The sequence below is a fragment of the Nonomuraea turcica genome (genome assembly GCF_030718205.1).
Taxonomy (GTDB): Bacteria; Actinomycetota; Actinomycetes; order Streptosporangiales; family Streptosporangiaceae; genus Nonomuraea.
The window spans coordinates 116,656-142,956 of record NZ_JAUZQF010000016.1; the positions used below are offsets into that span (position 1 = coordinate 116,656).

24 protein-coding genes are annotated in these 26,301 nt (G+C 70.8%); 9 read left to right on the top strand and 15 right to left on the bottom strand.

The genetic code is table 11. The features are described 5' to 3' along the window. Positions 1 to 10 precede the first annotated feature (10 nt). From Q9G87_RS36020 to Q9G87_RS36070, 11 genes are all read right to left on the bottom strand, one after another. The gene (locus tag Q9G87_RS36020) at positions 11 to 1,327 is read right to left on the bottom strand and encodes an NAD(P)/FAD-dependent oxidoreductase (RefSeq protein WP_305921036.1); all 1,317 of its coding nucleotides are present in this window, start codon (positions 1,325 to 1,327) and stop codon (positions 11 to 13) included. A 95-nt stretch (positions 1,328 to 1,422) separates the two neighbouring features. Next, positions 1,423 to 2,217, bottom strand: coding sequence for a uracil-DNA glycosylase (locus Q9G87_RS36025; RefSeq protein WP_305921037.1), 795 nt, complete (start codon positions 2,215 to 2,217; stop codon positions 1,423 to 1,425). A 155-nt stretch (positions 2,218 to 2,372) separates the two neighbouring features. After that, positions 2,373 to 3,497, bottom strand: coding sequence for a hypothetical protein (locus Q9G87_RS36030; RefSeq protein ID WP_305921038.1), 1,125 nt, complete (start codon positions 3,495 to 3,497; stop codon positions 2,373 to 2,375). Between the two features lie 173 nt (positions 3,498 to 3,670). Continuing rightward, complete coding sequence (locus Q9G87_RS36035; RefSeq protein WP_305921039.1) at positions 3,671 to 4,618, bottom strand: Ppx/GppA phosphatase family protein; 948 nt, start codon at positions 4,616 to 4,618, stop codon at positions 3,671 to 3,673. Continuing rightward, on the bottom strand, positions 4,609 to 5,097 hold the full coding sequence (locus tag Q9G87_RS36040; RefSeq protein ID WP_305921040.1) for a DUF501 domain-containing protein: 489 nt from the start codon (positions 5,095 to 5,097) through the stop codon (positions 4,609 to 4,611). The genes Q9G87_RS36035 and Q9G87_RS36040 overlap by 10 nt, the downstream gene beginning before the upstream one ends. Further along, a complete protein-coding gene (locus tag Q9G87_RS36045; protein ID WP_305921041.1) occupies positions 5,087 to 5,503 on the bottom strand; it encodes an FtsB family cell division protein in 417 nt (138 codons plus the stop codon). The genes Q9G87_RS36040 and Q9G87_RS36045 overlap by 11 nt, the downstream gene beginning before the upstream one ends. A 63-nt stretch (positions 5,504 to 5,566) precedes the next feature. After that, positions 5,567 to 6,844, bottom strand: a complete 1,278-nt coding sequence (gene eno, locus Q9G87_RS36050; protein WP_305921042.1) for a phosphopyruvate hydratase — start codon at positions 6,842 to 6,844, stop codon at positions 5,567 to 5,569. A gap of 126 nt (positions 6,845 to 6,970) precedes the next feature. Next, complete coding sequence (locus tag Q9G87_RS36055) at positions 6,971 to 7,897, bottom strand: MazG family protein (RefSeq protein WP_305921043.1); 927 nt, start codon at positions 7,895 to 7,897, stop codon at positions 6,971 to 6,973. 3 nt (positions 7,898 to 7,900) lie between these two features. After that, on the bottom strand, positions 7,901 to 8,566 hold the full coding sequence (locus Q9G87_RS36060; protein WP_305921044.1) for a SurA N-terminal domain-containing protein: 666 nt from the start codon (positions 8,564 to 8,566) through the stop codon (positions 7,901 to 7,903). Positions 8,567 to 8,597: 31 nt separating this feature from the next. Then, on the bottom strand, positions 8,598 to 12,086 hold the full coding sequence (gene mfd / locus Q9G87_RS36065; RefSeq protein WP_305921045.1) for a transcription-repair coupling factor: 3,489 nt from the start codon (positions 12,084 to 12,086) through the stop codon (positions 8,598 to 8,600). Positions 12,087 to 12,179: 93 nt separating this feature from the next. Further along, positions 12,180 to 12,542 carry a cupin domain-containing protein gene (locus Q9G87_RS36070; protein ID WP_305921046.1) on the bottom strand — a complete coding sequence of 121 codons (363 nt, stop codon included), beginning with the start codon at positions 12,540 to 12,542 and terminating at the stop codon, positions 12,180 to 12,182. Positions 12,543 to 12,604: 62 nt separating this feature from the next. On the opposite strand from Q9G87_RS36070, the gene Q9G87_RS36075 reads away from it, so the two are divergent. The 3 genes from Q9G87_RS36075 to Q9G87_RS36085 all read left to right on the top strand — a co-directional run bounded on the left by Q9G87_RS36075 (position 12,605) and on the right by Q9G87_RS36085 (position 15,506). Beyond that, entirely contained in the window at positions 12,605 to 13,324 is a 720-nt protein-coding gene (locus tag Q9G87_RS36075) for a class I SAM-dependent methyltransferase (RefSeq protein ID WP_305921047.1), read from the top strand. Positions 13,325 to 13,404: 80 nt separating this feature from the next. After that, positions 13,405 to 14,619, top strand: a complete 1,215-nt coding sequence (gene cysC, locus Q9G87_RS36080; RefSeq protein WP_305921048.1) for an adenylyl-sulfate kinase — start codon at positions 13,405 to 13,407, stop codon at positions 14,617 to 14,619. After that, positions 14,607 to 15,506, top strand: a complete 900-nt coding sequence (locus Q9G87_RS36085) for a sulfite exporter TauE/SafE family protein (protein WP_305921049.1) — start codon at positions 14,607 to 14,609, stop codon at positions 15,504 to 15,506. The genes cysC and Q9G87_RS36085 overlap by 13 nt, the downstream gene beginning before the upstream one ends. On the opposite strand, the gene Q9G87_RS36090 is transcribed toward Q9G87_RS36085, so the two are convergent. After that, positions 15,451 to 16,479, bottom strand: a complete 1,029-nt coding sequence (locus Q9G87_RS36090) for a glycoside hydrolase family 26 protein (protein ID WP_305921050.1) — start codon at positions 16,477 to 16,479, stop codon at positions 15,451 to 15,453. The two genes, Q9G87_RS36085 and Q9G87_RS36090, sit on opposite strands and share 56 nt — an antisense overlap. A 328-nt stretch (positions 16,480 to 16,807) precedes the next feature. On the opposite strand from Q9G87_RS36090, the gene Q9G87_RS36095 reads away from it, so the two are divergent. From Q9G87_RS36095 to Q9G87_RS36120, 6 genes are read left to right on the top strand one after another with little or no spacing between them, the layout of a single operon-like run. Beyond that, complete coding sequence (locus tag Q9G87_RS36095) at positions 16,808 to 18,124, top strand: Wzz/FepE/Etk N-terminal domain-containing protein (RefSeq protein WP_305921051.1); 1,317 nt, start codon at positions 16,808 to 16,810, stop codon at positions 18,122 to 18,124. Beyond that, positions 18,121 to 19,386, top strand: coding sequence for an O-antigen ligase family protein (locus tag Q9G87_RS36100; RefSeq protein ID WP_305921052.1), 1,266 nt, complete (start codon positions 18,121 to 18,123; stop codon positions 19,384 to 19,386). Before Q9G87_RS36095 ends, Q9G87_RS36100 begins: the two co-directional genes overlap by 4 nt. After that, entirely contained in the window at positions 19,383 to 20,279 is an 897-nt protein-coding gene (locus Q9G87_RS36105) for a hypothetical protein (protein WP_305921053.1), read from the top strand. Before Q9G87_RS36100 ends, Q9G87_RS36105 begins: the two co-directional genes overlap by 4 nt. Continuing rightward, positions 20,276 to 21,130 carry a sulfotransferase family protein gene (locus Q9G87_RS36110; protein WP_305921054.1) on the top strand — a complete coding sequence of 285 codons (855 nt, stop codon included), beginning with the start codon at positions 20,276 to 20,278 and terminating at the stop codon, positions 21,128 to 21,130. The genes Q9G87_RS36105 and Q9G87_RS36110 overlap by 4 nt, the downstream gene beginning before the upstream one ends. After that, positions 21,118 to 22,389, top strand: coding sequence for a lipopolysaccharide biosynthesis protein (locus Q9G87_RS36115; protein ID WP_305921055.1), 1,272 nt, complete (start codon positions 21,118 to 21,120; stop codon positions 22,387 to 22,389). Before Q9G87_RS36110 ends, Q9G87_RS36115 begins: the two co-directional genes overlap by 13 nt. Continuing rightward, positions 22,386 to 23,300: a sulfotransferase gene (locus Q9G87_RS36120; protein WP_305921056.1), complete on the top strand. Its 915-nt coding sequence runs from the start codon at positions 22,386 to 22,388 to the stop codon at positions 23,298 to 23,300. Before Q9G87_RS36115 ends, Q9G87_RS36120 begins: the two co-directional genes overlap by 4 nt. Here Q9G87_RS36120 and Q9G87_RS36125 read toward each other — a convergent pair. From Q9G87_RS36125 to Q9G87_RS36135, 3 genes are all read right to left on the bottom strand, one after another. Then, on the bottom strand, positions 23,269 to 24,090 hold the full coding sequence (locus Q9G87_RS36125) for a WecB/TagA/CpsF family glycosyltransferase (protein WP_305921057.1): 822 nt from the start codon (positions 24,088 to 24,090) through the stop codon (positions 23,269 to 23,271). The two genes, Q9G87_RS36120 and Q9G87_RS36125, sit on opposite strands and share 32 nt — an antisense overlap. Before the next feature lie 107 nt (positions 24,091 to 24,197). Further along, complete coding sequence (locus Q9G87_RS36130) at positions 24,198 to 24,968, bottom strand: glycosyltransferase family 2 protein (RefSeq protein ID WP_305921058.1); 771 nt, start codon at positions 24,966 to 24,968, stop codon at positions 24,198 to 24,200. Between the two features lie 416 nt (positions 24,969 to 25,384). Next, the gene (locus Q9G87_RS36135) at positions 25,385 to 26,287 is read right to left on the bottom strand and encodes a sulfotransferase (RefSeq protein WP_305921059.1); all 903 of its coding nucleotides are present in this window, start codon (positions 26,285 to 26,287) and stop codon (positions 25,385 to 25,387) included. Positions 26,288 to 26,301: the final 14 nt, after the last annotated feature.

Below are 26,301 nucleotides of genomic sequence, written 5' to 3' on the forward strand. Positions count from 1 at the left end.
CGTACCAGGGCTAGCGGCGCATCGTCGCGACGGCGGCCCTGAAGTCCTCGCGCGGGTGCTCCATCTCACCCAGCGAGATCGTCTCTCGCTTGAAGAACAGAGCCAGGGTCCAGTCGACGACGACACGGACCTTGCGGTTCAGCGTCGGCACCCGCGACAGATGGTAGGTGCGGTGCATGAACCACGCAGGGAATCCGCGAAGCTTGACGCCATAGACATTGGCGACGCCCTGATGCAGGCCCAATCCGGCCACCGATCCGACATACTTGTGCCGGTATTCGACCAGTTGCTGTCCGCGCAGGTGCCGGATGACGTTGTCGGCCAGCACCTTGGCCTGCCGGACCGCGTGCTGGGCGTTGGGCGCGCAGTATTGTCCCGGGTTCGTCACGTCGGGCACCCCCGCCGCGTCGCCGGCGGCGAAGGCGTCCTGCGTTCCCGCCACGGTGAGCATGGTGGTGGTCTTGATGCGGCCGCGCTCGTCGAGGGGCAGGTCGCCTTCCTTGACCACCGGGCTGGGCTTGACGCCCGCGGTCCACACGAGGGTCTCCGCGTCGAACTCCGAGCCGTCGGAGAGCACCACGCGCCCGCCCTCGCACGACTCGAGCCGGGTCTCGAGCTTGACGTCGATGCCGCGCTCGCGCAGCTGCTCCAGCGTCCACTTGCCCATCTCGGGGCCGACTTCGGGTAGCACCCGGTTCGTGGCCTCGACGAGCACCCAGCGGATGTCGGACGGCTCGATGTTGCGGTAGTAACGCACCGAGTCCTTGGCCATGTCCTCGAGCTCGGCGAGCGCCTCCACGCCCGCGAAGCCCGCGCCGACCACCACGAACGTGAGCGCCCTGCGCTTCACGTCGGGGTCGTCGGTGGACTCGGCCACATCGAGCAGGTGCAGGACGCGGTTGCGCAGCGCGATGGCCTCGCCCACGGTCTTGAAGCCGATGCCGATATCGGTCAGGCCGGGGATGGGCAGCGTACGGGAGATCGACCCGGCGGCCATCACGATCACGTCGTAGGCGATCTGACGCGGCTCGCCCTCGGGCGGCTGGAAGGTGGCGACGCGCTCGGCGTGGTCGACGTTGGTGACCATGCCGTTGAGAATGCGCACCTTCGGCAGGATCCGCCGCAGAGGGGCCACCAGGTGCCGGGGCGACAGGTTACCCGCGGCCGCCTCAGGCAAGAAGGGCTGGTAGGTCATGTAGGACTGGGGGTCGATGATCGTGACGCGCACCTCGCCACCGCGGAGCTCGCGATGGAGCTTGCGCTGCAGCCGGAGCGCTGTGTACAGGCCGACGTATCCGCCACCGACGATCAATATGTGCTTGTTCATCCTGAGGCCCCATCCCTCGTGGAATGCTTGTGAAAGCATTCACAAGCTTACGTCAACCACGCTCGACGAATCCAATCCGGGCGTGGTGCAACGCGTCACACAGCCAGTGACCTGGCCCTGGTGAAGACGTCGTCCAGCATCTGGGCGGTGACGCGGCCGGTGAAGGTGTTCTGCTGGCTGGGGTGGTAGCAGCCGATCAGCGTGACGGGGGCGCCGGCGTAGCGGGCCTCGGCCTCGACGCCGTGCCCGAAGGGCGGCCGGCTGCGCGGCAGCTCGTAGCCCGCGTCCTTCAGCGCCGGCCACATGGCCTGCCAGGCGTACGCGCCGAGCGCCACGACCACGCGCACGGTCGGCGCGACCAGCGCCAGCTCCCGGGCCATCCACGGGAAACAGGTGCTCTTCTCCGAAGGCGAAGGCTTGTTGGCAGGCGGCGCGCAGCGCACCGAGGCGAGCACGCGCGCGCCGAAGAGCTTCTGCCCGTCGCCGGCGTGCGTGCTGGTCTCCTGCGCCGCCAGGCCGCTGCGGTAGAGCGAGGCGAACAACCAGTCGCCGCTGCGGTCGCCGGTGAAGATCCGCCCGGTCCTGTTGCCCCCGTGCGCGGCCGGGGCGAGGCCGACAATCACGATCCGCGGGTGCTCGTCGCCCCAGCCGGGGACCGGACGGCCCCAGTAGGTCTCGGTCGTGAACGCGCGCCGCTTTTCCTCGGCGACCTTCTCCCGCCATTCCACCAGACGGGGGCAGGCGCGGCAGACCGACTGCCTGGCCGTGAGCTCGGCGAGCGTACTGCTGGTGGCGGCGAGGCGGCGCACGTCCGCGGGGTCGAGCGCGACCGGGGTGTCAGCGGTCGCGGGATCGCCGGGCCATCCGGTGCCAGGAGGTACGAAGCTCATGACATCGATGGTGTCACCTGCTCCAGGCAGGGTTGGGCATGGCCGTCAGGCAGGCCCTGGACGCCGAGGGCGTCTCCTCAGGCAAGTGGTAACGAGAAAACCGGGTGGACGCATCGAGGCGCCACCCGGTTGTTACTCGCTCAAACCCTCGTTCACTACTTCGTCGTGGCGGACGGGTCGGAGGCGGGAGCCGGAAGGTTGCACGCAACGTACTTCTGCGTGATCGTTTCGGCGTTGTTCGGCCCGGTGACCGTCAGCGCGACGTCGCCGCCCTTGACGGCGTCACCGGTCAGCGGGAGTTCGGAGAGCGTGACGGTCTGCGACGCAGCGCCGCCGAACACGGTCTCACCCTTGGCCACGGACGTGCCGTTCACCGACCAGGTCCACTGGACCTTCGCGGCACCGGTCGCGCTGACCGTGGCGTGGGCGCCCACCTTGCAGCCGTCGTGGTTGGTGGCGGTCACCAGAGAGGAGGCCGACACCTTCGTGACGGGAGCGGGGGCCGGGTCCTTGCACCAGACCTTGTAGTAGGCCCGGTTCGAGGAGACGTGGTCGGGACGGAGGACCTCCAGCTGCGCCCAGCCGCGGTGGCTGTCACGCGGGGAGAGGCCGAAGCCGACCTTGCGGACGTCGTAGACCTTGATCTTGCCGTAGTCGACGACGTCACCGTTGAGCACCCAGCGGTACTTGACCCAGCTCGGCTCGTCGACCTTGATCAGGCCGGTGAAGTCGATCTTGTCGCCCGGAGTGCACTCGCCGACGTACGTGTCGGGGTTGGCCCAAGCGCGGGCCGACACCGACGGGGCCGACGGCACGTGAATGTCGACCTTGGGCTCTTCTGCCTCACAGGAGACGGCGAAGTAGCCCTTCTTCGACGTGTACTTCTTCGGACCGAGGACCTGAACGGCCTCCCAGCCCTTGACGTCTTCCTTGAAGGTGATGGACTGCTTGACCGTCACCGTCTTGGTGCCCTTGCCCGTGAGCTTGATCACCTTGACCTTGCTCTTGGACCCGTCACCGTGCAGCCAGCGGTAGGCCAGCTCGGTCTTGCCCTTGACGGACACCTTGATCTTGGCCGAGAAGTTGACCTTGACCGGGCAGGAACCTTCGTACTTGCCCGGAGTGGCCTTGGGCGCGGAGGCCGAGACCTTCGGCCCGCCCTTGGCCGCGGTCGCCGCCTGCGCGGGGCCTGCGGCCAGGCCCGCGGTCAGGGCGGCCAGCGCGGCGACCGACGCGCCGAACGCCGCCGCCTTGCGCGCTGCTAACCCAGCGAACTTCATCTGAGAGTGCTCCATTCCGTGAGGGAAAAGACGCGCTCGGGAACGGTCGCCACGCAGGCACCATCCGTGCACAGCGATATGGCAAAGCCCCCGTAATGCCCCTTTACCTAAGCACAATAATGATTGCACACTCAACACACGACGTAGATCGGAAATGTCCGGATTAGCCGCATCTATCGCGTCAGTGACCAGGCAATACCGTCAAGGATGTCGTGTTCGCTCACGACGACCTGCGCAAACGCGAAACGACGCACGATCCGGTCAAGAATTAGCGCACCGGCGCCAATCACGTCAACTCTTCCCGGGTGCATGACCGAAACGGCGGCGCGCTCACCATGGGTCATCGCCAGCAACCGCCGCGTCACGTCGTGAACCTGCCCGGCCGATATGCGGGAGTGGTGGATCCGCGCCGGGTCGTAGGCCGGCAGGTCCAGCGCCACGCCCGCGACGGTCGTCACCGAACCGGCCAGGCCCACGAGCGTGTGCGCCCGCTCGACCGGCACCTCCGCCTCGACCCGGTCGAGCGCCGCCTCGATGTCGGCCACCACGGCCTCCAGCGCGGGCGCGGACGGCGGGTCGCCGGCGTCCTTGAGATGCCGCTCGGTCAGGCGTACGCAGCCGATGTCCACTGACAGCGCCGCCTCGGCGTGCTCGGTGCCGAGCACGAACTCCGTGGACCCGCCGCCGATGTCCACCACCAGGTAGGGCGGCAGCGGCCCCTGCGGGACCTCGGTCTCCGGCGACAGCCTGAGCAGGCCCTTGGTCGCGCCGACGAAGGACAACTCGGCTTCCTCGGCGCCCGACACGACCTCCGGCTCCACGCCGAAGATCTCCCGCACCCCGTCCACGAACTCCTGCCGGTTGGCCGCGTCCCTAGTGGCGCTCGTAGCCACCACCCGGGTCGCGACGGCGCCCTCCCGCTCGATCAGCTCGCGGTAGGTCCGCATGGCCTTGAACGTGCGTTCCAAGGCGTCGGGGGCGAGCCTGCCGGTCCGGTCGACGCCCTGGCCGAGGCGGACGATCTCCATCCGCCGGTCGACGTCGTCGATCAGCTCGTCGCTGACGTCGGCGATGAGCAGGCGTACGGAGTTGGTGCCGCAGTCGACGGCGGCTACACGCATGGTCCGTCACTCCACCAGTCGGGGAGGGCGTCGAGCGCCTCCCTGCCGAACGGGTTGACCCCGGGCGCCGCCAGCTCGTGCGCGACCAGGGCGTGCAGGCACTTGACCCGCTGCGGCATGCCGCCCGTGCTCTGCATGTCGCGCGGGAGCGGCGCCATGCCCTCTTCCTTCGCCGCCATGTCACGCCTGGCCACGTAGTCGTCGTGCGCGGCCTGGTAAGCGGCGGCCAGATCGGGCTCGGTGGCCAGTCTGGCCTGCATCTCCCGCATCAGGCCGGAACCCTCCAGGGTGCCGATGGCCGAGGCCGCCTTGGGGCAGGTCAGGTAGTAGAGGGTCGGGAAGGGCGAGCCGTCGGGCAACCGCGGCGCGGTCTCCACCACGTCGGGGTTGCCGCACGGGCAGCGGTGCACCACCCCGCGCAGCCCTCGGGGCGGGCGCCCGAGCTGCTTCTGCACGACCTCGACGTCTTTACTTTCCAACACTGTCCTTCCCGGTGACTGCCCTGCGTCCGGTGCCGTTGTCGGCGGCCTCCACGGACTCCCAGAGCGTCTGGTACCACGGCGGCACCGTCGCGGCCTGCTTGACGGCCGCCTGCTCCTTGCCCTGCTCGGGCTCCATCACCACGAAGCACTTCTCGCCGGGACCGCAGTAATGCAGCCGCTCCTTGGCCGTCTTCTTGATCCAGTTGGGGTCGTTGCTCTGCCGGTCACGGGCCAGCAGCGCCTGCTTCTCCGCCTCGACCCTGGCCTTTTCCGCCTGCAGCTCGGAAATGCTGCGGCGCAGGCTGATGTATTCCCGCACAGGGTAGGCCAGGCTCATCGCGATCGCGCACACCACCACGGCCAGGATGGCGGCCCGCCCGGTCAGCTGCGGTCTCTTCGCCACGTGCACCCCCTCAAGTATGGGCTCACGGCCAGATTTCGGGCAGCCGCGAGCCCGTACTCGAAACTAGCGCCGGAAACGCGGGAAAGCGGCGCGACCCGCGTAACGGGCGGCGTCGTCGAGGAGCTCCTCGATGCGCAGCAGCTGGTTGTACTTCGCCACCCGGTCCGAGCGGGCCGGCGCGCCGGTCTTGATCTGACCGCAGTTGACCGCCACGGCGAGGTCGGCGATCGTCGTGTCCTCGGTCTCGCCGGAGCGGTGGCTCATCATGCACTTGTAGCCGTTGCGGTGGGCCAGGTCCACGGCGTCGAGCGTCTCCGACAGCGTGCCGATCTGGTTGACCTTGACCAGCAGGGCGTTGGCGGCCCCGTCCTTGATGCCGCGCTCCAGCCGCTCGGGGTTGGTGACGAACAGGTCGTCGCCGACGAGCTGCACCTTGTCGCCGAGGGAGGTGGTGATGGCCTTCCAGCCCTCCCAGTCCTCCTCGTTGAGCGGGTCCTCGATGGAGACCAGCGGGTAGTTGGCGACCAGGTCCTCGTAGAAGGCGATGAGCTCGGCCGCCGACAGGCCCTTGCCGTCGATCGTGTAGACGCCGTCGTTGTGGAACTCGGAGGCGGCCACGTCGAGCGCGAGCGCGATGTCCTCGCCCGGCACGTAGCCGGCGCGCTCGATCGCGACCAGGATCAGGTCGAGCGCGTCGCGGTTGGACGGCAGGTTGGGCGCGAAGCCGCCCTCGTCGCCCAGGCCCGTGGCGTAGCCCTTCTCCTTGAGCACGCTCTTGAGCGCGTGGTAGACCTCGGTGCCCATGCGCACGGCCTCGCGGAACGTCTCCGCCCCGATCGGCGCGATCATGAACTCCTGGATGTCGACGTTGGTGTCGGCGTGGGCGCCGCCGTTGAGGATGTTCATCATCGGGACCGGCAGCACATGCGCGTTGGGCCCGCCCACGTAGCGGAAGAGCGGCAGTTCGGCGCTGTCCGCGGCGGCCTTCGCGACCGCCAGCGAGACGCCCAGGATGGCGTTGGCGCCGAGGTTGGCCTTGTTGGGCGTGCGGTCCAGATCGATCATGATCTGGTCGATGATGCGCTGGTCCTCGGCCTCGATGCCGTTGATCTCCTCGAAGATCTGGTCGGTCACGGCGAGCACGGCCTTCTCGACGCCCTTGCCGCCGTAACGCTTGCCGCCGTCACGCAGCTCGACCGCCTCGAACTGGCCGGTGGACGCCCCGCTGGGCACGGCCGCGCGGCCGCTGCTGCCGTCGTCGAGGACCACTTCGACCTCGACGGTCGGGTTGCCGCGGGAGTCGAGGATCTCGCGAGCGTAAACGACCTCGATGGTAGCCACGGGATGCGCTCCTAAATCGAAAGGCAATATGCCTTCAGAGCCTATCGGTCCCGGTCTCCCACGCATGTCGCTGGTCGGCCGCTAGTCGCGTATCGCGGGGACTTCGTCGGGTGGTAACCCGCCGTACTAGTGCTTTTCCCATGCACGTACGCGGTCTCGGTACGCGCGCGCCGCGGCGCGTAGCTCGGCCTCGGCGTCGATTCCGGCGTCGCCGGCGCGGCGCACCAGGTCGAATAGCTCTCGCGCCACGCCCTGTCCGACCCCTGCGGACAGCGCCTCGGGCGCGCCCGCCCGCCCGGCCCTGCGCAGCAGCTGAGCGGCCAGCGACAGCGCCGGCTGCCCCATGGGAACGCCGTCGAGCGCCGACTCGCGCCCCTTGGACGCGCGCTCGGCCGCCTTGATCGCCTCCCAGTTGTCGTTGACCTCGTCGGCGCTCTCGGCCCGCACCGAGCCGAACACGTGGGGATGGCGGCGCACGAGCTTCTCCACGATCCCGGCCGCCACGTCGTCCATGTCGAAGCCCTCGGCCACCCGGGCGTGGAAGACCACCTGCAGCAGCAGGTCGCCCAGCTCCTCGCGGAGCGAGGGATAGTCGCCCTGCTCGATGGTCTCCAGCACCTCGTAGGCCTCTTCGAGCAGGTACGGCACCAGCGACTCGTGGGTCTGCTTACGGTCCCACGGGCATTCCGTACGCAGCCGGTCCATCACCGCGACCAGGTCGAGCACCCGCGCGCCCGGCAGATCGTACGAGCCCGGCACCACCTCGATCAGCGGCGGCTCCTCGAGCGCGACGGCGGCGTGCCCCACGGCGCGCATGAAGTCCTCGTCGTCCTCGGCCAGCCACACGACGGTCTCACCGACCGCCCGCGCCGCCAGCCCGCGCGGGTCCGGCTCGACGACCTCGACCTCGATCCCGGCCTCGGCCAGATAGGGCAGCTGAGGGTGCGCGGCAGAGCCGGTCAGCACCGGGCCCGAGCGCAGCGCCTGCCAGGCCTGGTGGCTCAGCAGGCCCGGCGCGACCCTGGGCGAGGAGGTGACGAGGATCAGCGGCATCGGCTATCCCTGCGGTTGCTGCTGCGGTTGCTGCTGCGGTTGCTGCTGCTGTGGCGGAGTGAGCTTGCCGAACCTGCCGGTGTCGACGAACATCGCCGGGTTCTCCTGCGAACGCTGCGGGTTGAGCGCGCCGTAGCGCGGGCTGAAGACCGGCTGGAACGCGCTGAACTCCTGGAGGAGCCGCTGCTGCCCGCTCTCGCCGCCGAACTGCTGCTGCAACTTCGCCACGCCGACCACCACCCGGCCGTATTCGCGCGCGTTTTGGGGCGCGACACCGCTGAACAGCAGTCTGAGCTCAGCGGACGGGTATTGGCCGGGATCCTTGAGCGCGTTGTCGATCTCCGTCTGGCTCACCTGCACGTTGTAACGCGCCATGAGCTGCCTGAACGCGCTGACCTCGACCATGTTGCGCAGCACGAGCTGGCTGGCCGACGTGCCTTGCAGCGCGGCCTGTTCCAGAGTGGTGCCGGCGAGGGCGGCCTTCGTCTGCTCGTCCAGCTTGGCGTTCCTCAGCGCAGTGACGTAGACCTGTGTGTTCTCGTTCACCTGGCTTGCGGAGATGCGCTCGTTCCCGACCACGGCCGCGGCACCGGCGTGCATGGGCGAGGAGCAGGCGGTCAGCGTCATGCCCACCGCCGCGGCGGCCACAGCCACTCGTATCGACTTCACGTACGTGTCCCTTTCGACCGAAAAACCGCCGCTAGCTTACCCGTGCGGGCTCGAGGAACATCGCCTCGACCAGGTCGCCGCACCATTTGAGCAGATCGAGATCGCGCAACGGCTGCCCGCCCAGCGGCTTGGTCTTGGGTATCGGCACCAGCAACGTCTCCGCGGCCTGCTTGTAGATGGCCTTCTTGTAGAGCCGGTCCAGGCGCACCTGCTGCGACTCCCTCAATCTGGCCGGGCCGAACTTGATGTTCTGTCCCTGCAGCGTGACGTCCGTGAGCCCTCCCCGGCGGGCCTTGATCCGGAACTTGGCCACCTCCAGCAGGTTGTCCACCTCCACCGGCGGCTTGCCGTAGCGGTCGATGAGCTCCTCGCGCACCTCGTCGATGTCGCTCTCCCCGGCGATGGCCGCGATCCGCTTGTACGCCTCCAGCCGCAGCCGCTCGGAGGTGACGTAGTCGTGCGGGATGTGGGCGTTGATCGGCAGCTCGACCTTGACGTCGGGCACCTCCTCGCGCACTTCCCTGCCGTCGAGCTTGGCCTTCTGCTCCTGCACGGCCTCGGCCATCAGCCGCACGTAGAGGTCGAACCCGACGCCCGCGATGAAGCCGGACTGCTCGGCGCCGAGCACGTTGCCCGCGCCGCGGATCTCCAGGTCCTTCATCGCGACGTACATGCCCGCGCCCATCTCGGTGTGCTGAGAGATGGTGGCGAGGCGCTCGTGCGCGGTCTCGGTCAGCGGCTTCTCCGGCGGATAGAGGAAGTAGGCGTAGCCGCGCTCCCTGCCGCGCCCGACCCGGCCCCTGAGCTGGTGCAGCTGCGACAGGCCGTAGTTGTCGGCCCGGTCCACGATCAGCGTGTTGGCGTTGGGCACGTCGAGGCCGGACTCGACGATCGTGGTGGAGACGAGCAGGTCGTACTCCCGCTCCCAGAAACCCACCATGATCTTCTCGAGCTGGTGCTCGTTCATCTGCCCGTGCGCCACGGCGATGCGGGCCTCGGGGACCAGCTCGCGCAGCCGCGCGGCGACCCTGTTGATCGAGGCCACCCGGTTGTGCACGAAGAAGATCTGGCCGTCGCGCATCAACTCGCGCCTGATCGCCGCGCCGATCTGCTTCTCCTCGTACGGCCCCACGAACGTGAGGATCGGGTGCCGCTCCTCCGGCGGCGTGAGGATCGTGGACATCTCGCGGATGCCGGTCAGGCCCATCTCCAGCGTGCGCGGGATGGGCGTGGCCGACATGGCCAGCACGTCCACCTGCGTGCGCAGGTGCTTCATGGCCTCCTTGTGCTCGACGCCGAACCGCTGCTCCTCGTCGATGATGATCAGACCGAGGTCCTTGAAACGCACCTCGGGGCTGAGCAGCCGGTGCGTGCCGATCACCACATCGACCGCGCCCGACCTGAGCCCTTCGAGCGTGCCCTTGACCTCGCCGTCGGTCTGGAAGCGGGAGACCGGCTTGAGCGTGACGGGGAAGCTGGAGAACCGCTCGGTGAACGTCGACATGTGCTGCTGCACCAGCAGCGTCGTCGGCACCAGCACCGCGACCTGCTTGCCGTCCTGCACGGCCTTGAACGCCGCCCGCACCGCGATCTCGGTCTTGCCGTAGCCCACGTCGCCGCAGATCAGCCGGTCCATCGGCACGCCGCGCTCCATGTCGCGCTTGACCTCGTCGATGGCCGCCAGCTGGTCGCCGGTCTCGGCGTAGGGGAAGGCGTCCTCCATCTCCCGCTGCCACGGCGAGTCGTCGGCGAACGGGTGGCCGGGCGAGGCCATGCGGGCCGAGTAGAGCCTGATCAGCTCGCCGGCGATCTCCTTGACCGCCTTCTTCGCCCGTGACTTGGCCTTGGCCCAGTCGGTGCCGCCCATGCGGTTGAGCGTGGGCGCCTCGCCGCCGACGTAGCGGGTGACCTCGTCGAGCTGGTCGGTGGGCACATAGAGGCGGTCGCCCTTGGCGTACTCGATGACGAGGTATTCGCGGGTGGCGCCCTGCACCGTGCGCTGCACCATCTCGACGTAGCGGCCTACGCCGTGCTGCTCGTGCACCACGTGGTCGCCGACCTTGAGCTGGAGCGGATCGACCATGTTGCGGCGGCGCGAGGGCAGCCGCCGCATGTCCTTGGTGGACGCCTTCTGCCCGACCAGGTCCAGATGGGTGAGCACGGCCAGGCTGGGTGTGATGAACCCGTGCTCGATCAGGCCGGTCGTGACGTGCACGACCTTGGGCTCGGGGGGCTTGTCCAGGAACTGCTGGAGCCTGGCCGGCACGTCCACGCCCTTGAGCAGCTCCACCATGCGCTCGGCGGGCCCGTGGCCCTCGCTGAGCAGGACGACCGCCTTCTCGTCGGCCAGCCAGCCCTTGATGTCGGCCAGTGCCTTGGCGGTGTCGCCGCGGTAGGCCTCGCAGTCCTGCGCGTCCAGCTCCACGCCGCCGCCGAACGGCGCCATGGTCCACCACGGCTGCCCCAACGCGTCGGCGTGGTCGCGGATCTCCTCCAGCGAGCGGAACGCGGCCGCGCCCAGGTCGATCGGCGCCTCGCCACCGGCCGCCGCGTTGATCCAGGAGGCCTCCAGGAACTCCTGCGAGGTGCGGACGAGCTCCTCGGCCCGCCCTCTGATCCGCTCCGGGTCGCACACGAACACGGCGGACCGGACCGGCAGGTGGTCGAGCAGCAGGTCCATCTCCCCCGCCAGCACCGGCGCGAACGCCTCCATGCCCTCCACGGGCGTGCCGTCGGCGAGCTGGTCGAGCACCTCGGCCAGCGCGGGGTGCTCCTCGGCCAGCTCCCGTGCCTTGGCCCTGACCTCGTCGGTCAGCAGCAGCTCACGGCACGGCGGCGCGAACAGCCCGTCCTCGGCCGCCTCCAGCGAGCGCTGGTCGGCCACCTTGAACCAGCGGATCTCCTCGACCGTGTCGCCCCAGAACTCCAGCCGCAGCGGATGCTCCTCGGTCGGCGGGAACACGTCGAGCAGCCCGCCGCGCACGGCCACCTCGCCGCGCTTCTCCACCATGTCGACCCGGTGGTAACCGTTGGTGACGAGCCGGTCCACGACGTCTTCGAGGTCGGCGTCGTCACCCGCGCGCAACCTGATCGGCTCCAGGTCGCCCAGGCCCTTCACGATCGGTTGCAGCAGCGCCCTGACCGGCGTCACGATCACGCTGAGCGGCCCGGCCGCGGTGTCGCCCTTGACCGGGTGGGCGAGCCTCCTGAGCACGGCCAGGCGCTGCCCCACGGTGTCGCTGCGCGGCGAGAGCCGCTCGTGCGGCAGCGTCTCCCACGCCGGGAACACCGCCACGGAGTTGGGCTCGATCAGGCTGGTCAGCGCCGCGGCGAGGTCTTCGGCCTCACGCCCGGTCGCGGTGACCGCGAGCACAATCCGCTGGTCGTGCGCGGCCAGCGCGGCCACGCCGAACGGCCGCAGCGCGGACGGCGCGATCAGAGAGACGTCGCCGCCCTCTTCGAGCGCGGCGGTCAGTTTCGGGTCAGCACGAACAAGGTCAAGCAGTCCGGAAAGACTCATCAGATACGCCCACAGCCCCAGAAAGCGGCAACACGACTACCCCCGGCCGTCTCAGGTCGCGGGGGTCCTCTTCAAGGGTACTCGCCGCGGACATCAGCCGACTCTGTAACCAGGCACGGAGGGCCAGCGGACGGTCAGGACGGTGGAAGCCTCCTCCGCCCGCCACGCGTGGTCGACGCCCTTGCCCCACACCACATAGTCGCCCGGCTCGGCCAGAAGCACGCTGCGGCCCGGCAGCTCGACCCGGAACCGGCCGCTGATGAGGACGAGCAGGGCCGTACGCTCCTCCCCGCGCACCCACTGCGCCCGCTCATCGCCCGGCGGATGCACACCCCACTTGATCTCGACCTCGTCGCTGTGCCGCGGATCGCCGGGCGGCTTGAAGTGTCCGAGCAGCCATCCGCGGTCGCCGGCCGCGTCCGAGCCCGCGTTTCCCACGTAGATGTGATCGCTCACAGACCAGGACGCTAGCAGGGAAATGCCTTACTGATATCGATCGAGTGACTACTGTAGGTGACATGTCTGAGGTGCGAACTGTCGCCCAGCGGGGCGATCTCTTCGAGCAACGGCTCCGCGAGCACTGGACCAGCCAGCTCTGCAGACGACTCGACGTGCTGGTCGCCGGCTGCGCCCACGACGAGCCGCTGAGGCTGGATCGGGTCGAGACCAGGGCCACCGGCGTCGACGAGGACCACCCCGCGATCAGGGCCATGCTGGACGAGCGACCCGACCTGGTCACGTGGTCGCTGGGCGACCTGCGCGGCGTGCCACTGCCGCCCAGGTCCTACGACGTGATCCAGCTGTCGTTCCTGCTGGAGCGGGTCAGGCACGCCGAACTCGTCTTCGACCGCCTCCTGCGGGCCCTGCGCCCGGGCGGGCTGGTGCTACTGCGCATGCGCGACCGCAGATCCGCCTACGGCCTGCTCGACCGGATCACCCCGTCGTGGCTGCGCCGCCTGCTGTGGCGCCCGCTCGTCACCCCGGGCACGCCGGGGCCGCTGCCGAAGGTGTACGAGCCGCTGGTGTCGAGCGACGGCATGTACGCGTTCTGTCTCAGCCGCGGCCTCATGATCACCGACGACGAGCGGAACGTCAGCGGCCCGGCCCGCGAGAGCCGGTTCGCCGGCGCGGCGGTCAGAGCCGTCTCCAAGTTGACCAGCGGCCGCTACCCTGCCTCTCACGACGAGATCACGATGGTGATCAGGAAGCCGCAGCACCACTTCGCCCGGGTCATCTAGCGACACGTCGGCGGCAGTGGGTAGACTCGCTTCCTACAATTCTCTACCAATTCAATCGGAATAGTTGGGATGCAGGAACCGTGGAGTGGACCCCCGAGCCGCACGAGCTGGCCGACCTCGAGCTGCTGCTTTCCGGGGCGTTCGACCCGCTGACCGGATTTCTGGGCCACGACGATCTCCACGCGGTCCATGAGAGCGGCACGCTCGCCGACGGCACCCCCTGGCCCGCGCCCGTCACACTTCATCTGCCGGTCGAGGTCTCCCCCGGCGACGAGGTCACGCTACTAGACCCGGAGGGCCTGCCGCTCGCCGTGCTCACGGTGACCGCGCAGGAGCCCGACGGACTGACCAGCGGGCCCGTCAAGGCCCTCGGCGCACCGGAGCACGGGCCGTTCGCGCGCCTGCGGCGTACCCCGGCGCAGGTGAGGGAAGAGCTCGGCGGACGTCCCGCACTCGCCGTCACCATGCGGGGCCCGCTCGACGACCTCTCCGAGATCGTCGACACCGCGAAGGAACTCGACGCGGTGATCATGCTTCTCCCCCTCTCGTACGGCGAGCCCGGCCCCGCGATCGTCCGCGCCGCGCTCCGCGCCAAGGACCGGCTCCCCGACGGCACCATCGTCGTCTCCGTGCCGCTGGCGCCGCGCGCCGAGCCCGAGATCGACCTGGAGCTGCGCGAGCACGTCGCCACCGCCTACGGCGCGACCGAGCACCTCGCCGGGCCCGAGCCGGTGAGCATCCCCGGGCCGCCGCACCGGCGCGGGCTCGTGGTCTTCTTCACCGGCCTGTCCGGCTCGGGCAAGTCCACGATCGCCCGCGGCCTGCGCGACGCGCTGCTGGAGCTCGGCACCCGCACGGTGACCTACCTCGACGGCGACGTGGTCCGGCAGCTGCTGTCCAAGGGCCTGACGTTCTCCAAGAGCGACCGCGACCTCAACATCCGGCGCATCGGCTTCGTGGCCGCCGAGGCCGCGCGGCACGGCGGGCTGGCCATCTGCGCCCCCATCGCCCCCTACGCGGCCACCCGCGCCGAGGTGCGCGAGATGGTCGAGTCGGTCGGCGCCGACTTCCTGCTCGTGCACGTCGCGACGCCGCTGGAGGAGTGCGAGCGGCGCGACCGCAAGGGCCTGTACGCCAAGGCCCGCGCCGGGCTCATCCCCGAGTTCACCGGCATCTCCGACCCCTACGAGGAGCCGGACGACGCCGACCTGGTGATCGACACCACGCACATGACGATCGACGCGGCGGTCTCCCAGGTGCTGGGGACGCTGCGGTCTGGAGGATGGGTTCGTTGATCGACTTCCCCCTGATCGCCGGCTCCTTTCTCGTCGCGATCGTCGTCGGGCTGACCGGCATGGGCGGCGGGGCGCTGATGACCCCGATGATGATGTTGTTCTTCAACGTGCCGCCGCTCGCCGCCGTCTCCAGCGACCTGGTGGCCTCGGCCGTGATGAAGCCGGTGGGCAGCGTCGTGCACCTGCGACGCGGCACGGTCAACCTGCGTCTGGTGGGCTGGCTGTGCGCGGGGTCGGTGCCGGCCGCGTTCTGCGGGGTGTTCCTGGCGCGGGCGTTCGCGGTCAGCGACGCGGTCAAGTACGCCCTGGGCGTGGCGCTCTTGCTGGCCGTCGCGGGGATGGCGATCAAGGCGTGGCTCGGCACGCGGGGCGGGACGTCGAGCGCCCACGACATCGTCGTGCGCCCGATTCCGACCCTACTGGTCGGTATGGTAGGCGGACTGGTGGTCGGCGTCTCCTCCGTCGGCTCGGGATCGCTGATCATCGTGGCCCTGCTCGTGCTCTACCCGGCGCTCAAGGCCAACCAGCTCGTCGGCACCGACCTGGTGCAGGCGGTGCCGCTGGTCACCTCGGCCGCGCTCGGCCACCTGCTGTTCGGTGACTTCCAGATGGACCTCACGGTGTCGCTGCTCATCGGCTCGATCCCGGGTGTCTACCTCGGCGCCAGGATCTCCTCACGCGCCCCTGGCGGGCTGATCAGGGCCTTGCTGGCGATCGTGTTGCTCGCCTCGGCGCTCAAGCTGCTCGACGCGAGCAACACGCTCACTGTCTGGGCACTCGTGGTGGCCGGCGCGATCATCCTCGCGGGCTGGAGGTGGCGGAGCTCCAGCGTTACGGGCGCGGAACGGGAGTCGAGCGGAAGTACCGATCACGCGCGAGCCGGGTGAAGGCCCGGTCGGCTTCACCGTTGGAGTCGAAGCTGGTGTCGCCGCGCGGCGCCCGCGGCGAGTCGAAGTAAAGCAGCGCCTTGATCTGGGGATACCGCTTGACCTGCCGCCGTACCGACTCGAAGAACTTCCGCTTGAACCCGGGGTCCCTGGACCGCTCGAACACCCCCCACTCGGCCACCATGACCGGCTTGCCGGGGAAGCGCATCTGCATCCACCGGTAGAAGCCCGGCCACTGCGCGTATTCCTCGCGGGTCTTGTTGACCAGCCCGTCGAAGCTCTGGACCCGGTCGTCGGCGTAGGGATCCATGGCCACCCAGTCCACCACGTCGTCGCCCGGATAGAGCTCCTCGAACCAGGGCTCGGCCGCCCAGTTGGGCGCCCCCATGTACGTCATGACCATGACGGCGTTCCGAACCCCTTGCTCGCGCAGCCTGAGCACGATGTGCCGGTACATCGCGGCATAGTCGGCGGCCCGCATGCCCGACCCGGACGAGGCGTCCACGTCGTTCTCCGGCTCGTGGTGGAGGGTGAGGAAGAACCGCTCGGGGAACGTGCTCCTGAGATATCCGGCCAGCCGGTCGATCCTGCCGTCCAGCGCCCCGTCGGCGATCTCCGCCCAGGTGTGGTCGAACGACGGCTTCCAGTTGATCATGAGCAGGCGTGGTCGCGCCGGATCGCGGGCCAGCCTGACCTCGACTTCGGTGGGGAACAACTCGCTGCCCCGGTGGTAGACGTGCAGCACGTCCGCGGCGGCGCCCATGCGGGTCTCGGCGCCGCGCAGCGCCTGCTCGACCGGGGCGCCGGTGAAGACCTCGGGCGCCAGGCCCCACCACGCGCCGCACGACGGGATGAGCCGGGCGGTGGCCGTGCAGGCCGGCGCACCCGCGATCTTGTCCTTGACGGGCGCGGTCGCCGGCGCCCGGGCGTCGGAGCCCTCGGCGCCCGAGCAGGCGGCAAGTGCCGCGACCACGACGAGCCCGGTTGTTCTGGTGGTAATTCCCCGTAGCAGCAAAGCCGTTCAACCCCCTTGTCGAAGGACCCCCGCCTTGTCACACCTGAACCTTGCCATGTCATTGCCGCCCGCGGGGAAGTCTTCGCAGTTCACGCTGGGTAATAGTGCGCCCGGATTTTCCGGCTATTTCGATTTATTGCGTCCCTTCTTTCCTGCCGTACAGGAGAAAATCTTGGGGTATTCGACCGGGGTCTGATCGTCCGGCCTATAGTGGGCGCACGCCTCGACATGTGACGCAGAGTCGTCGGCCGACGACAATACGCACACCTTCCAGGAGACCTCCCCCATGAGCCAGTCGCCGGACGTCCAGGCCCGCCGCCCCGGCGCCGACCTGGACGAGCATCTCTCGCTCCTGCGCAGGCGGTGGTTGCTGCTCGTGGGCTGCGTGGTGTTCGGCGGCACGGCCGGGCTCGCGCTGATGCGCCTCACCCCGCCCGCCTACACCGCCGTCACGCAGGTACACGTCATGCCGGTCGGGCCGCAGGAGCCGGGCAACCCGGTGACCGCACGCCAGCGCGAGCCGCTCAACCTCGACACCGAGGCTCAGGTCGCGCAGTCGGCCGTCGTCGCCACCCGCGCCGCGCAGGCGCTGGGGATCGAGAAGGCCGAGCCCGCCGTGGTCTCGGTGCCGCCGAACTCGGCGGTCCTGTGGATCTCCGTCACCGCCTCAGAGCCCGGCGTCTCCGCCGCCCAGTCCCATGCGTACGCCGAGGCCTACCTCGCGCACCGGCGCGAGAGCACGCTGGACGCGCTCGCCGCGCAGCAGCAGGCGGTGCTGGCCAAGCTCAAGCAGGTCAACGCCGGCATCGACGCGGGCATCAAGGAGCTCGGCCAACTGCCCAAGGGCAGCCCCGAGCGGGCGATAGCGCTGCAGCGGCAGGGCGTGCTCAACCGGCAGGCCGCCAGTCTCGCGCTCAAGCACGACGCGTTGCGCACGGTCGCGGTGACGCCCGGCGCGATCATCAGCCGGGCCGCGCCGCCGGCCGCGCCCAGCTCGCCCAGCCTGCCGCTCTACCTCGGCACCGGGCTGATGGCGGGGCTCCTGACCGGCTCCGCCGCCGCATACGCCCGCGACCGCCTCGACACCCGGCTGCGTACGGCCGCCGACGTCGAGCGGCTGACCGGCCTGCCCGTGCTGGGTGACCTCTCCGACCCCCGTGAGCACGGTGTGGCGCACGATCTGGCCTGCGCCGTGGTCGCCGCGTGCCCCGGCAAACGGCTGCTGATCAAGACGCTGCCTGCGGACCTCGGCGCCTCGTTCGCCGCGGAGCCGCTGGAGGTCCGCGCGCCGCTGTCGGTGCTCGACGGCTCCGACGTGCGCGACCTGGCCAGGGCCGACGCGGCCCTGCTGCTCGTGGGGCTCGGCCGGGTCACCGCGCAGCAGGTCACGGCCGCCGCGAGCCGGTTGAGCCGGCACGACGTGCCGATCATCGGCGTGGTGACCGCCGCCGACGCGGTGCCGTCGTTCGTTCCGCTGCTGGAGCCGCGCCCGCACACGCCGCTCGGCAAGCTCGTCGCCACCGGCGAGTTCGGGGTGAGCGTGTCGGCGGAGACCACACCCATGCAGGCGCTGCGCCCACCCCGCCCCGGCCAGCCGACGTGAGGGGACCCGCCTGGCCCATCGCGGCGTTGCTGGTCGGCTACCCGCTCTGGTGGGCGCTCGGGTTCGGCGGCCTGTCGGTGGTCGTCCTGGCCGTGCCGATGGCGGTGCTGTTGTGGCGGCGCCGCCCGATCAGGGTGCCGCCCGGGTTCGGGCTGTGGTTGTTGCTGATCGCCGGCTACCTGGTGAGTGCGATCATGCTCGCCGAGACGCCGCCGGGCACGTACGGCGAGCTCGGCCCCGGCCGGATCGTCGGTTACGCCATGCGGCTGGCGCTGTACGCGGCCGTCCTGATCATGGTGCTCTACCTCGGCAACCTGACCGAGCGCGAGCTGCCGCAACTGCGCCTGGTGCGCATGCTCGGCGTGCTGTTCGTCACGACGGTCGCGGGCGGGCTGCTCGGCGTGTTCCTGCCCGGGTTCTCCTACACCTCGCCGGTCGAGTGGCTGCTGCCGCGGTGGCTGGGCGACAACCCGTTCGTCCAGAACCTGATCCACCCCACGGCCGCCCAGACACAGAAGGTGCTCGGCTACGCCATGCCCAGGCCGGAGGCCCCGTTCGAATGGGCAAACGCGTGGGGCAGCAACGTGTCGGTGCTGCTGATCTGGGCCGTGGTCGGCTGGTGGGTCTACGGCGGGCCGCGGCACAAGCTCTTCGTGGCCGCCGCGATCGCCCTGGCCGCGATCCCCATCGTCTACTCGCTCAACCGCGGCCTGTGGATCGGCCTCGGCCTTGCAGTCGTTTACCTGATCCTCCGGGTCGGCGGACGCACCAGGGTGGCGTTGTGCGGGGCCGTGGCGGCGGCCGCGCTGGCCTTCGCGCTCAGCCCGCTCGCGGCGCTCGTCGGGCAGCGGCTGGACAAACCACACTCGAACGACATCAGGGCCTTCACCGTGACCGCCACCCTCGCGGCCGCCCAGCACTCACCGGTGATCGGCTACGGCAACACCCGCAACGCGATGGGCAACCACCGCACGATCACCACGGGCCGTACCGAGTGGTGCACGACCTGCGGGCACCCGCCGCTCGGCAGCGACGGGCAACTCTGGCTGCTGATCATCACGCAGGGGTTCACGGGGGCGGCACTGTACGTCGCGTTCTTCCTCGGCGCGATCCGCCGCCACTGGTCCGACCGCAGCCCCATCGGGCTGGCGGGGGTCCTCGTGATGGGGCTGGTGCTGATCTACATGTTCGTCTACGACGGCCTGGTCACCCCGCTCGGCCTCTACCTCATCTCCTTCGCCCTTCTGTGGAGAAACGCATGAGCGATGCCGCCGCCCGCCTCGATTACCTCTCCGAGACCGTCCGGCTGCTCTATCCGGGGCCTGGCTCGCCCCGGGCGTACACCGTGCTGCCGCACGCCGCCCTGCCCCGCCGGTTGGCGCCACGCCGGTGGTGGCATCTGTGGTCGGAGGTCGTGGTTCCGGGCGGGGGATCGATCACGGCGCATTTGAGCGAGGTCTTCGGCCGGCCGGTGGAGACCGTCCTCCACGTACGTCCCGCGCTGCGGGCCAACCGCAAGCCGATCCTGGAGGCCCGCTCCGGCGGCCGGCCGCTCGCGTTCGTGAAGATCGGCGACAGCCCCCGCGCACGCGACCTGATCGCCTCCGAAGCCGCGGCGCTGCGCAGGCTGGCGGGACTCGGGCTGAAGACCGTGACCCCGCCCGCGGTGCTCCACCACGGCGACTGGCGCGGGCTGGCGGTGCTGGCGCTGTCGCCGCTGCCGGTGCGGCGCCGTCGCGTGCCCCGGCCGCTGCTGCTGGCCGCGATCGAGGAGATCGCGCGAACCGGAGGTCCCAGCCCGGCCTGGCACGGGGACTTCGCGCCGTGGAACGTGTGCCCGGCGCCCGGCGGGCGGCTGCTCGTGTGGGACTGGGAACGCTACGAGCTCGGCGTGCCCTACGGGTTCGACGCCGTGCACCACTTCTTCCAGCGGGCGCTGCGCAGGATGGATCCCCCTACCGCCGCCCGGGCATGCGTGGCGCGGGCGGCACGCGAGCTGGCCCCTCTGGGGCTGTCGGCGGCCACGGCCAGGCAGACCGCGCTGCGCTACCTCATCGCGCTGGCCGACCGACACGCCGCGGACGGGCACACGCCGCTCGGGCCGCCGCAGACGTGGCTCAACCCGGCCGTCGACCACGAGGAGCTGCTGACATGAGGACCACCAAGCGGTCCGCGCTGTCGCTGTCGCGGGGCGCGGGCAGGCTCACGTCCAGCGCACGGGTGCTGCCGTCGTTCCTGATCACGGGGGCGCAGCGGTGCGGCACCACGTCCCTGTACCGGGCCCTCGCCCAACATCCGCTGCTGCTCAAGCCGGTGCTGCACAAGGGCGTGCACTACTTCGACGTCGCCTACTGGCACGGGCTGTCCTGGTATCAGGCGCACTTTCCGCTGCGGGTGGGGGCGGCGCTGGTCGGACGCCGGTACGGCGGCCGGCCGCTGGCATTCGAGTCGTCGCCCTATTACCTGTTCCATCCGCTGGCCGGGGAGCGGATAGCGGCCGATCTGCCCGACGTGAAGCTGATCGTCCTGGTCCGCGATCCGGTGGAGCGGGCCTGCTCGGCCCACGCCCACGAGCTGGCCAGGGGGTTCGAGACGGAGTCACACCTCGAGTACGCGATCGAGCTGGAGGAAGGACGGCTGGCGGGGGCAGAGGCGCTGCTGCGCGGGTCGCCGTACGCGCTGCACCACTCGCACCGCCACCACGCGTACGTGGCCCGGGGCCGCTACGCCGATCAGCTCGACCGGCTGGAGCCGCTGATCGGGCGGGACCGGATGCTGGTGCTGGACAGCCACCGGTTCTTCCGGGACCCGGAGCTGGTCTACGACCGGGTGCTGGAGTTCCTGGGGGTGCCGCATCTGGGGTATCCGGTGTTCGAGCAGCACAACGGGCGGGCCTTGACGCGGCCGGTACCCCATGTGCTCGGGCGGGCGCTGCGGGAGCACTTCGAGCCGTACGACGCGCGGCTGGTGCGGTGGCTGGGCGAGGAACCGTCGTGGCGGCGCTGACCCAGTGCCCGGTCGAGGGGCCGGGGCGGGCCGGGATCGCGGGGGTCACGGCGGCGGCCTTCTCCGCCTTGGCACAGTTCGTGCTGGTGGTGGTCGTGACCAGGGCGTTCACGGCCGCTGAGGCCGGGGGCTTCTTCACGGCGACCGCCGTGGTGCTCATGGCGGCGGGGATCGCCAAGCTGGATGCGGGCAATGGGCTCGTGTACTTCATCGCCCGCGCGGATACGTACGGCTATCTCGGCATTTCCGGATATATCAGGGCGGCGCTCGTGCCCTGTGCGGTGGCGGCGGGCGGCGCGGCGGCGGTGTTGTACCCCCAGGTGGGGGTGGTGGCGGCGGTCGTGCCGGTCGTGGTGCTGGGTGATGTGCTGCTGGCCGCCACCCGCGGCTTCGGGGCCATGCGCCCGACCGTGCTCCTGGACGGGATGGTGCTGCCTGCCGCCCAGCTGGTCCTGGTCGCCGGGGTGGCCGTGGCCGGGGCGGTCGAGTGGTTGCCGGTGGCCTGGGCCCTGCCCTACGTGCCGGTGCTGGTCCTGGCCGCGGCCGGGGTGCGGGGGCGGGCGCCGCGGAGCCCGTACCTGCCGGGGACGGGGCGGGACCTGTGGCGCCACACGGCTCCCCGGTCAGTGGCGGGGGCGGTCCAGGCGGTGTTCCAGCGGGTGGACATCGTGGTCGTCGCGCTGCTCGCGGGGCCTGCGCAGGCTGCCGTCTACACGGCGGCCACACGGTTCAAGGTCGTCGGGCAGCTGGCGAACCAAGGGCTCGCGCAGGCCGTACAGGCTCGGCTGGTCGGCGCGCTCGCGAGCGGGGAGCCTGCGCGTGCCCGGGAGCTCTACCAGGCCGCGACCATCTGGCTGGTCCTGCTGACGTGGCCGGTGTGGCTCGGCTACGCCGCGCTGGCGCCGTGGCTGCTGCGGCTGTTCGGCCCCTCGTACGGGTCCGCGGCGCCGGTGGCGCTGGTGCTGGCCGGGACGATGATGGTGGCCACAGCCTGCGGGATGGTGGACGTCGTGCTCACCGCCGCGGGGCATACCTGGACGAGCCTCCTCAACCTGCTGGCGGCCGTCGCATGCACGCTGGCGCTGGACCTGGCGCTCATCCCTGCCCATGGGGCGCTCGGCGCGGTCGCCGGCTGGTCGGGCGGGGTGCTCGTCAAGAACCTGCTCCCGCTGTGGCAGCTCCACCGCCGCTACGGGCTGCACCCGTTCGGCCGTCACACCCTGGCGGCGCTGCGGTCGCGTGCCTGGGCGGCGGCATGAGCGCGCCCGTCCTCGTCACCGGGCTCCCGCGCAGCGGCACCAGCTGGACGGGCAAGATGCTCACGGCCGGCGGCGACCTCGTCTACGTGAACGAGCCGCTCAACCCGCAACACCCGCCCGGCCGCTGCCCGGGAGTGCTCAGGGCCGAGGTGACGCACCGGTTCCAGTACATCTGCGACGACAACGCCGGCGCCTGGCTGCCTGCCTTCCGGGATACGGTCGCCCTGCGCTACCACTGGCTGGCCGAGCTGCGCGCGAACCGCTCCCCCTACGACCTGGCCCGCCTGCTCCGCTACGGGACCGCTTTCGCGCTGGGCCGCCTGGCGGGGCGGCGCGCGTTGCTCGACGACCCGTTCGCGGTGCTGAGCGCGGGGTGGTTCGCCCGGCGGCTGGGGTGCCGGGTGGTCGCGCTGGTACGGGATCCGGTGTCGTTCGTGGCCAGCTGGCAACGGCTGGGGTGGACGGTCGACGTCCGTGAGCTCCTGGACCAGCCGCTGCTGGTCCGCGACCATCCGGAGGTGCTGGAGCTGCGTGTCCTCGCCGGCTCCGACGACCGCATCGCCACGGCCGCCGCGCTGTGGCGGGTCGCCCACACGATCCTGACCCGGACGCCCGGCGTCCTCGTCACCTCGTACGAGTCGCTGGCCGCCGACCCGATCGCCGGTTTCCAGCGGCTGTACGCCTACGCGGATCTGCCCTGGACGCCTGCCGCCGCGCGTCGCATCGCCAGGGCGTGCACGGGGGGCTCCGGGCGGGTCGCCGGTGCTTTCGCCTGGTCGGGCCTGTCGCGCACGGCGTACCGGCGCATGGACTCGCGTCGCGCGCTCGACGGGACCGCACGCGGCCTTGGCGAGGAAGAGGCGGCGCGCGTCCGCGCCCTCACGTCCGGGCTGGATCGGCTCTTCTCCTGAGACGGGTCGCCAGGCAGCGGCCCAGCAGCCGCGCCGCGAACGGCAGATCGTCGACCAGGTAGCGGCGTGCCAGCCGGCCCGGCTCGCCGGCCAGCCGGAACGCCCACTCCAGCCCGGTCTGCCGCATCCATCCCGGCGCTCTCGGCACGGTGCCCGCCGCGAAGGCGATCGCCGCCCCGCATCCGAGGAACCATGCCTCCGGCAGCTCTTTCCGCAGGTCCACGATGAGCTGGTCCTGCCGCGGGAAGCCGAGGCCGACGAAGACGAGCCGCGGCTGCGCGGCGACGAGCCTGCGCCGTACGAGCTCGCGTCCCTCCGAGGTGGCGTCGAAGCCGTAGGGCGGCGCGTGCGAGCCGCAGACCCGTAGCCGTGGATAGCGGCTCATGAGCTCGCCGACGGCTCGCTGCGGGACGTCTGGAGGGCCGCCGCCGAGCACGTAGACGGGCCAGCCTCGGCGGGCGGCCAGCTCGCTGAGCGCCCAGAGGAGGTCGGCTCCGGTGACGCGCTCGGGCAGCGGCGTGCCCAGCAGCCGGGCCGCCCACACCAACGGCATCCCGTCGGGCACCACCAGCTCGGCCGAGCACACCAGGTCCTTCAGCTCGGGGCAGGCGGCGGTGATCCGGCAAATGTCGACGTTGGGGGTGACGATCCGGCCGCCTCTGCCTGCCTCCAGCTCGCCGGCCACCCGCTGCACCACCTGCTCCTCGGTGAGCGCATCCACCCCGACCCCGCCCACCCGCACTCGCCCGCCGGCGGCGCACTTGCCGGGCATGGTGCCGGACCCGGGCACGCCGGGCATGGTGCCGGACCCGGGCGCACCCTCGGGCGCCACCGCGCCGGATTCCGAAGCCGGCGAAGGGGCTGGGGTCGATGGCCCGATCCCTGTGTACGGCGAGGTCAAATCCCGTGTCCCCGGTTGTGCAACATCGACAGCACGGTCGGCGCCGAGACGAGGCCGGCGGCCACCGCCAGGGCGATCGGCGCCCGTGGCTCGGCGGCCCGGGCCGCGAACGTGCGGAGGGCCCAGCGCGCGGCCTCGCGCCGGCGTCCCAAGGCGGCGTGGCTGAAAGCCAGCTGGCCGTAGACCCGTGCCGCGCCGCGCGGGTCCACGGCCAGTTCGGGGTACCGGGCGAGCATCCAGTCGAGCCCGGCAATGCGGTCCGCCCAGCGGGCGACGTAGTGGGACCCGCCCCAGCGCACCCGGACGAGCGGCCGGTCGACGTGCGCGATCGGCCGCCGCTTGGCCGCTCGCAGCGCCAGGTCCCAGTCCTCGTTCTGTCCGGCGGGCGCGCTCTCGTCGACCCACAGCGCGCCACGCACGAACAGGAACGTCGATGAGTGGACCATCACCATGCGCGACCGCAGAAGATCGTCTGCGGTTATGGACTCCGTGCCGGCGAGCCGGGCCACGCGGCGGTGACCGTAGGCGACCTCGATGCCGCAGCTGGCGAACTCACCACTGGCGTCCCGCAGCGCGCGCACTTGGGCCGTGAGCTTGCCCGGCAGCCAGACGTCGTCGTCGTCGCAGAAGGCCACGAGATCGGTGTCACAGGCGGCGATGCCGGTGTTGCGGGCGCCTGGGAGCCCTGGGGTGCGCGTGTTCGGCAGGACGACAACCGCCGCATCACCACGGGCCAACCCCAGGTCCGCCATGTCCGCAGCCGCCACACAAGGTCCCGCCGGGCCCGCACACACCACACCAGGAGCAGCCGCGTCCACAGCCGCCACACCAGGGGCCGCCGGGCCAGCAGCCGCCACACCACGAGCCGCCGGGCCCGCAGCCGCCACACCACGAGCCGCCTCGCCCGCAGACGACCCATCAGGGGCCGTCGCGTCCGCAGCCGCCACACAAGGTCCCGCCGCGCCCGCACACACCACACCAAGTCCCGCCGCACCCGCACACACCACACCAGGAGCAGCCGCGTCCACAGACGCCACGCCTGGGGTCGTTGTGGTGTCCGCCACGACGACCAGCGCCAACTCGCCCTCATAATCCTGAGCCAGCACGCCCTCAACGGCCTCGCGCAACGGCCCGGGACGGTCGCCGCGCGTTGGGATCACCACGCCCACGGATGGCAGCCGCGTCACCCCGCCGCCCTCCCGTACCCGTATCTGACCCTGAGCGGCCACGTCAGCGCGTTGACCACCCGCCGGTCACCATCGCCCAGCCCCGTCGCCCAGGAGTCGTCTCGCCGCAGCTCCACCCGCCCCACGTGGAACCGCATCGGATTGCCGGACACCGTGTGCGACAGCCCCAGCCAGACGGCGTGGCCGTCGACGAACGGGAGCCCGGGGACGCCGGACAGCCCGAGCTCGCGGACCAGCCCCGTGAGCGTGTGCTCAGGGGCGGCGAGCAGATCCTCGTAGCGGACCGTCGTCACGCGGGCCCCGCGCCGCGCGAGCAGCTCCAGTGCGGCATTCTGCGCGCTCCACTGCAGCGCCGTGCGGGCGGGCCCCCAGCGGGTCATCGGCTGCCCGTCCTCAGGCCGCGCCACGGTCCTGCCCCAGGAGTAGGCGACGGCACGCGGATCCCTGACCACATGGACCACGTGGACGTCCACGCCACTCGTCACCAGACACCAGGCGAGGGAGGCGTGCTTGCTGGAGTCGATCACGACGCGGGCGCCGGTGGCGGCGTAAACCAACCGGTAGGCCTGCACGTATTCGGCCAGGTCCCGGTGGGCGATGCGGACGATCCTGCGGGTGCGATCGACCCGGCGCCTGAGCATCAGGACCCGGTTGGCCGTCACGCTCGCCCAACCACCGAACGCACGCTCCCCGACCTGGCACCAGAAGGCGCAGGCGGGGAAGGGCTCGCCACACCCGCAGGGTTCCTTCGCCAGGACTCCCCGCTCCCACAGGTGCACTACCTCCCCAAGCGCGACCACGCCGGGCAGCTCGCCAAGGAGCCTCTCGAGCAGAGTGGTGCCACTACGGCCCAAACCGCCCAAGTAGATCACCCGGGTGGTGATAGCGCGGTCGGTCACGGAGGAGGGCTTTC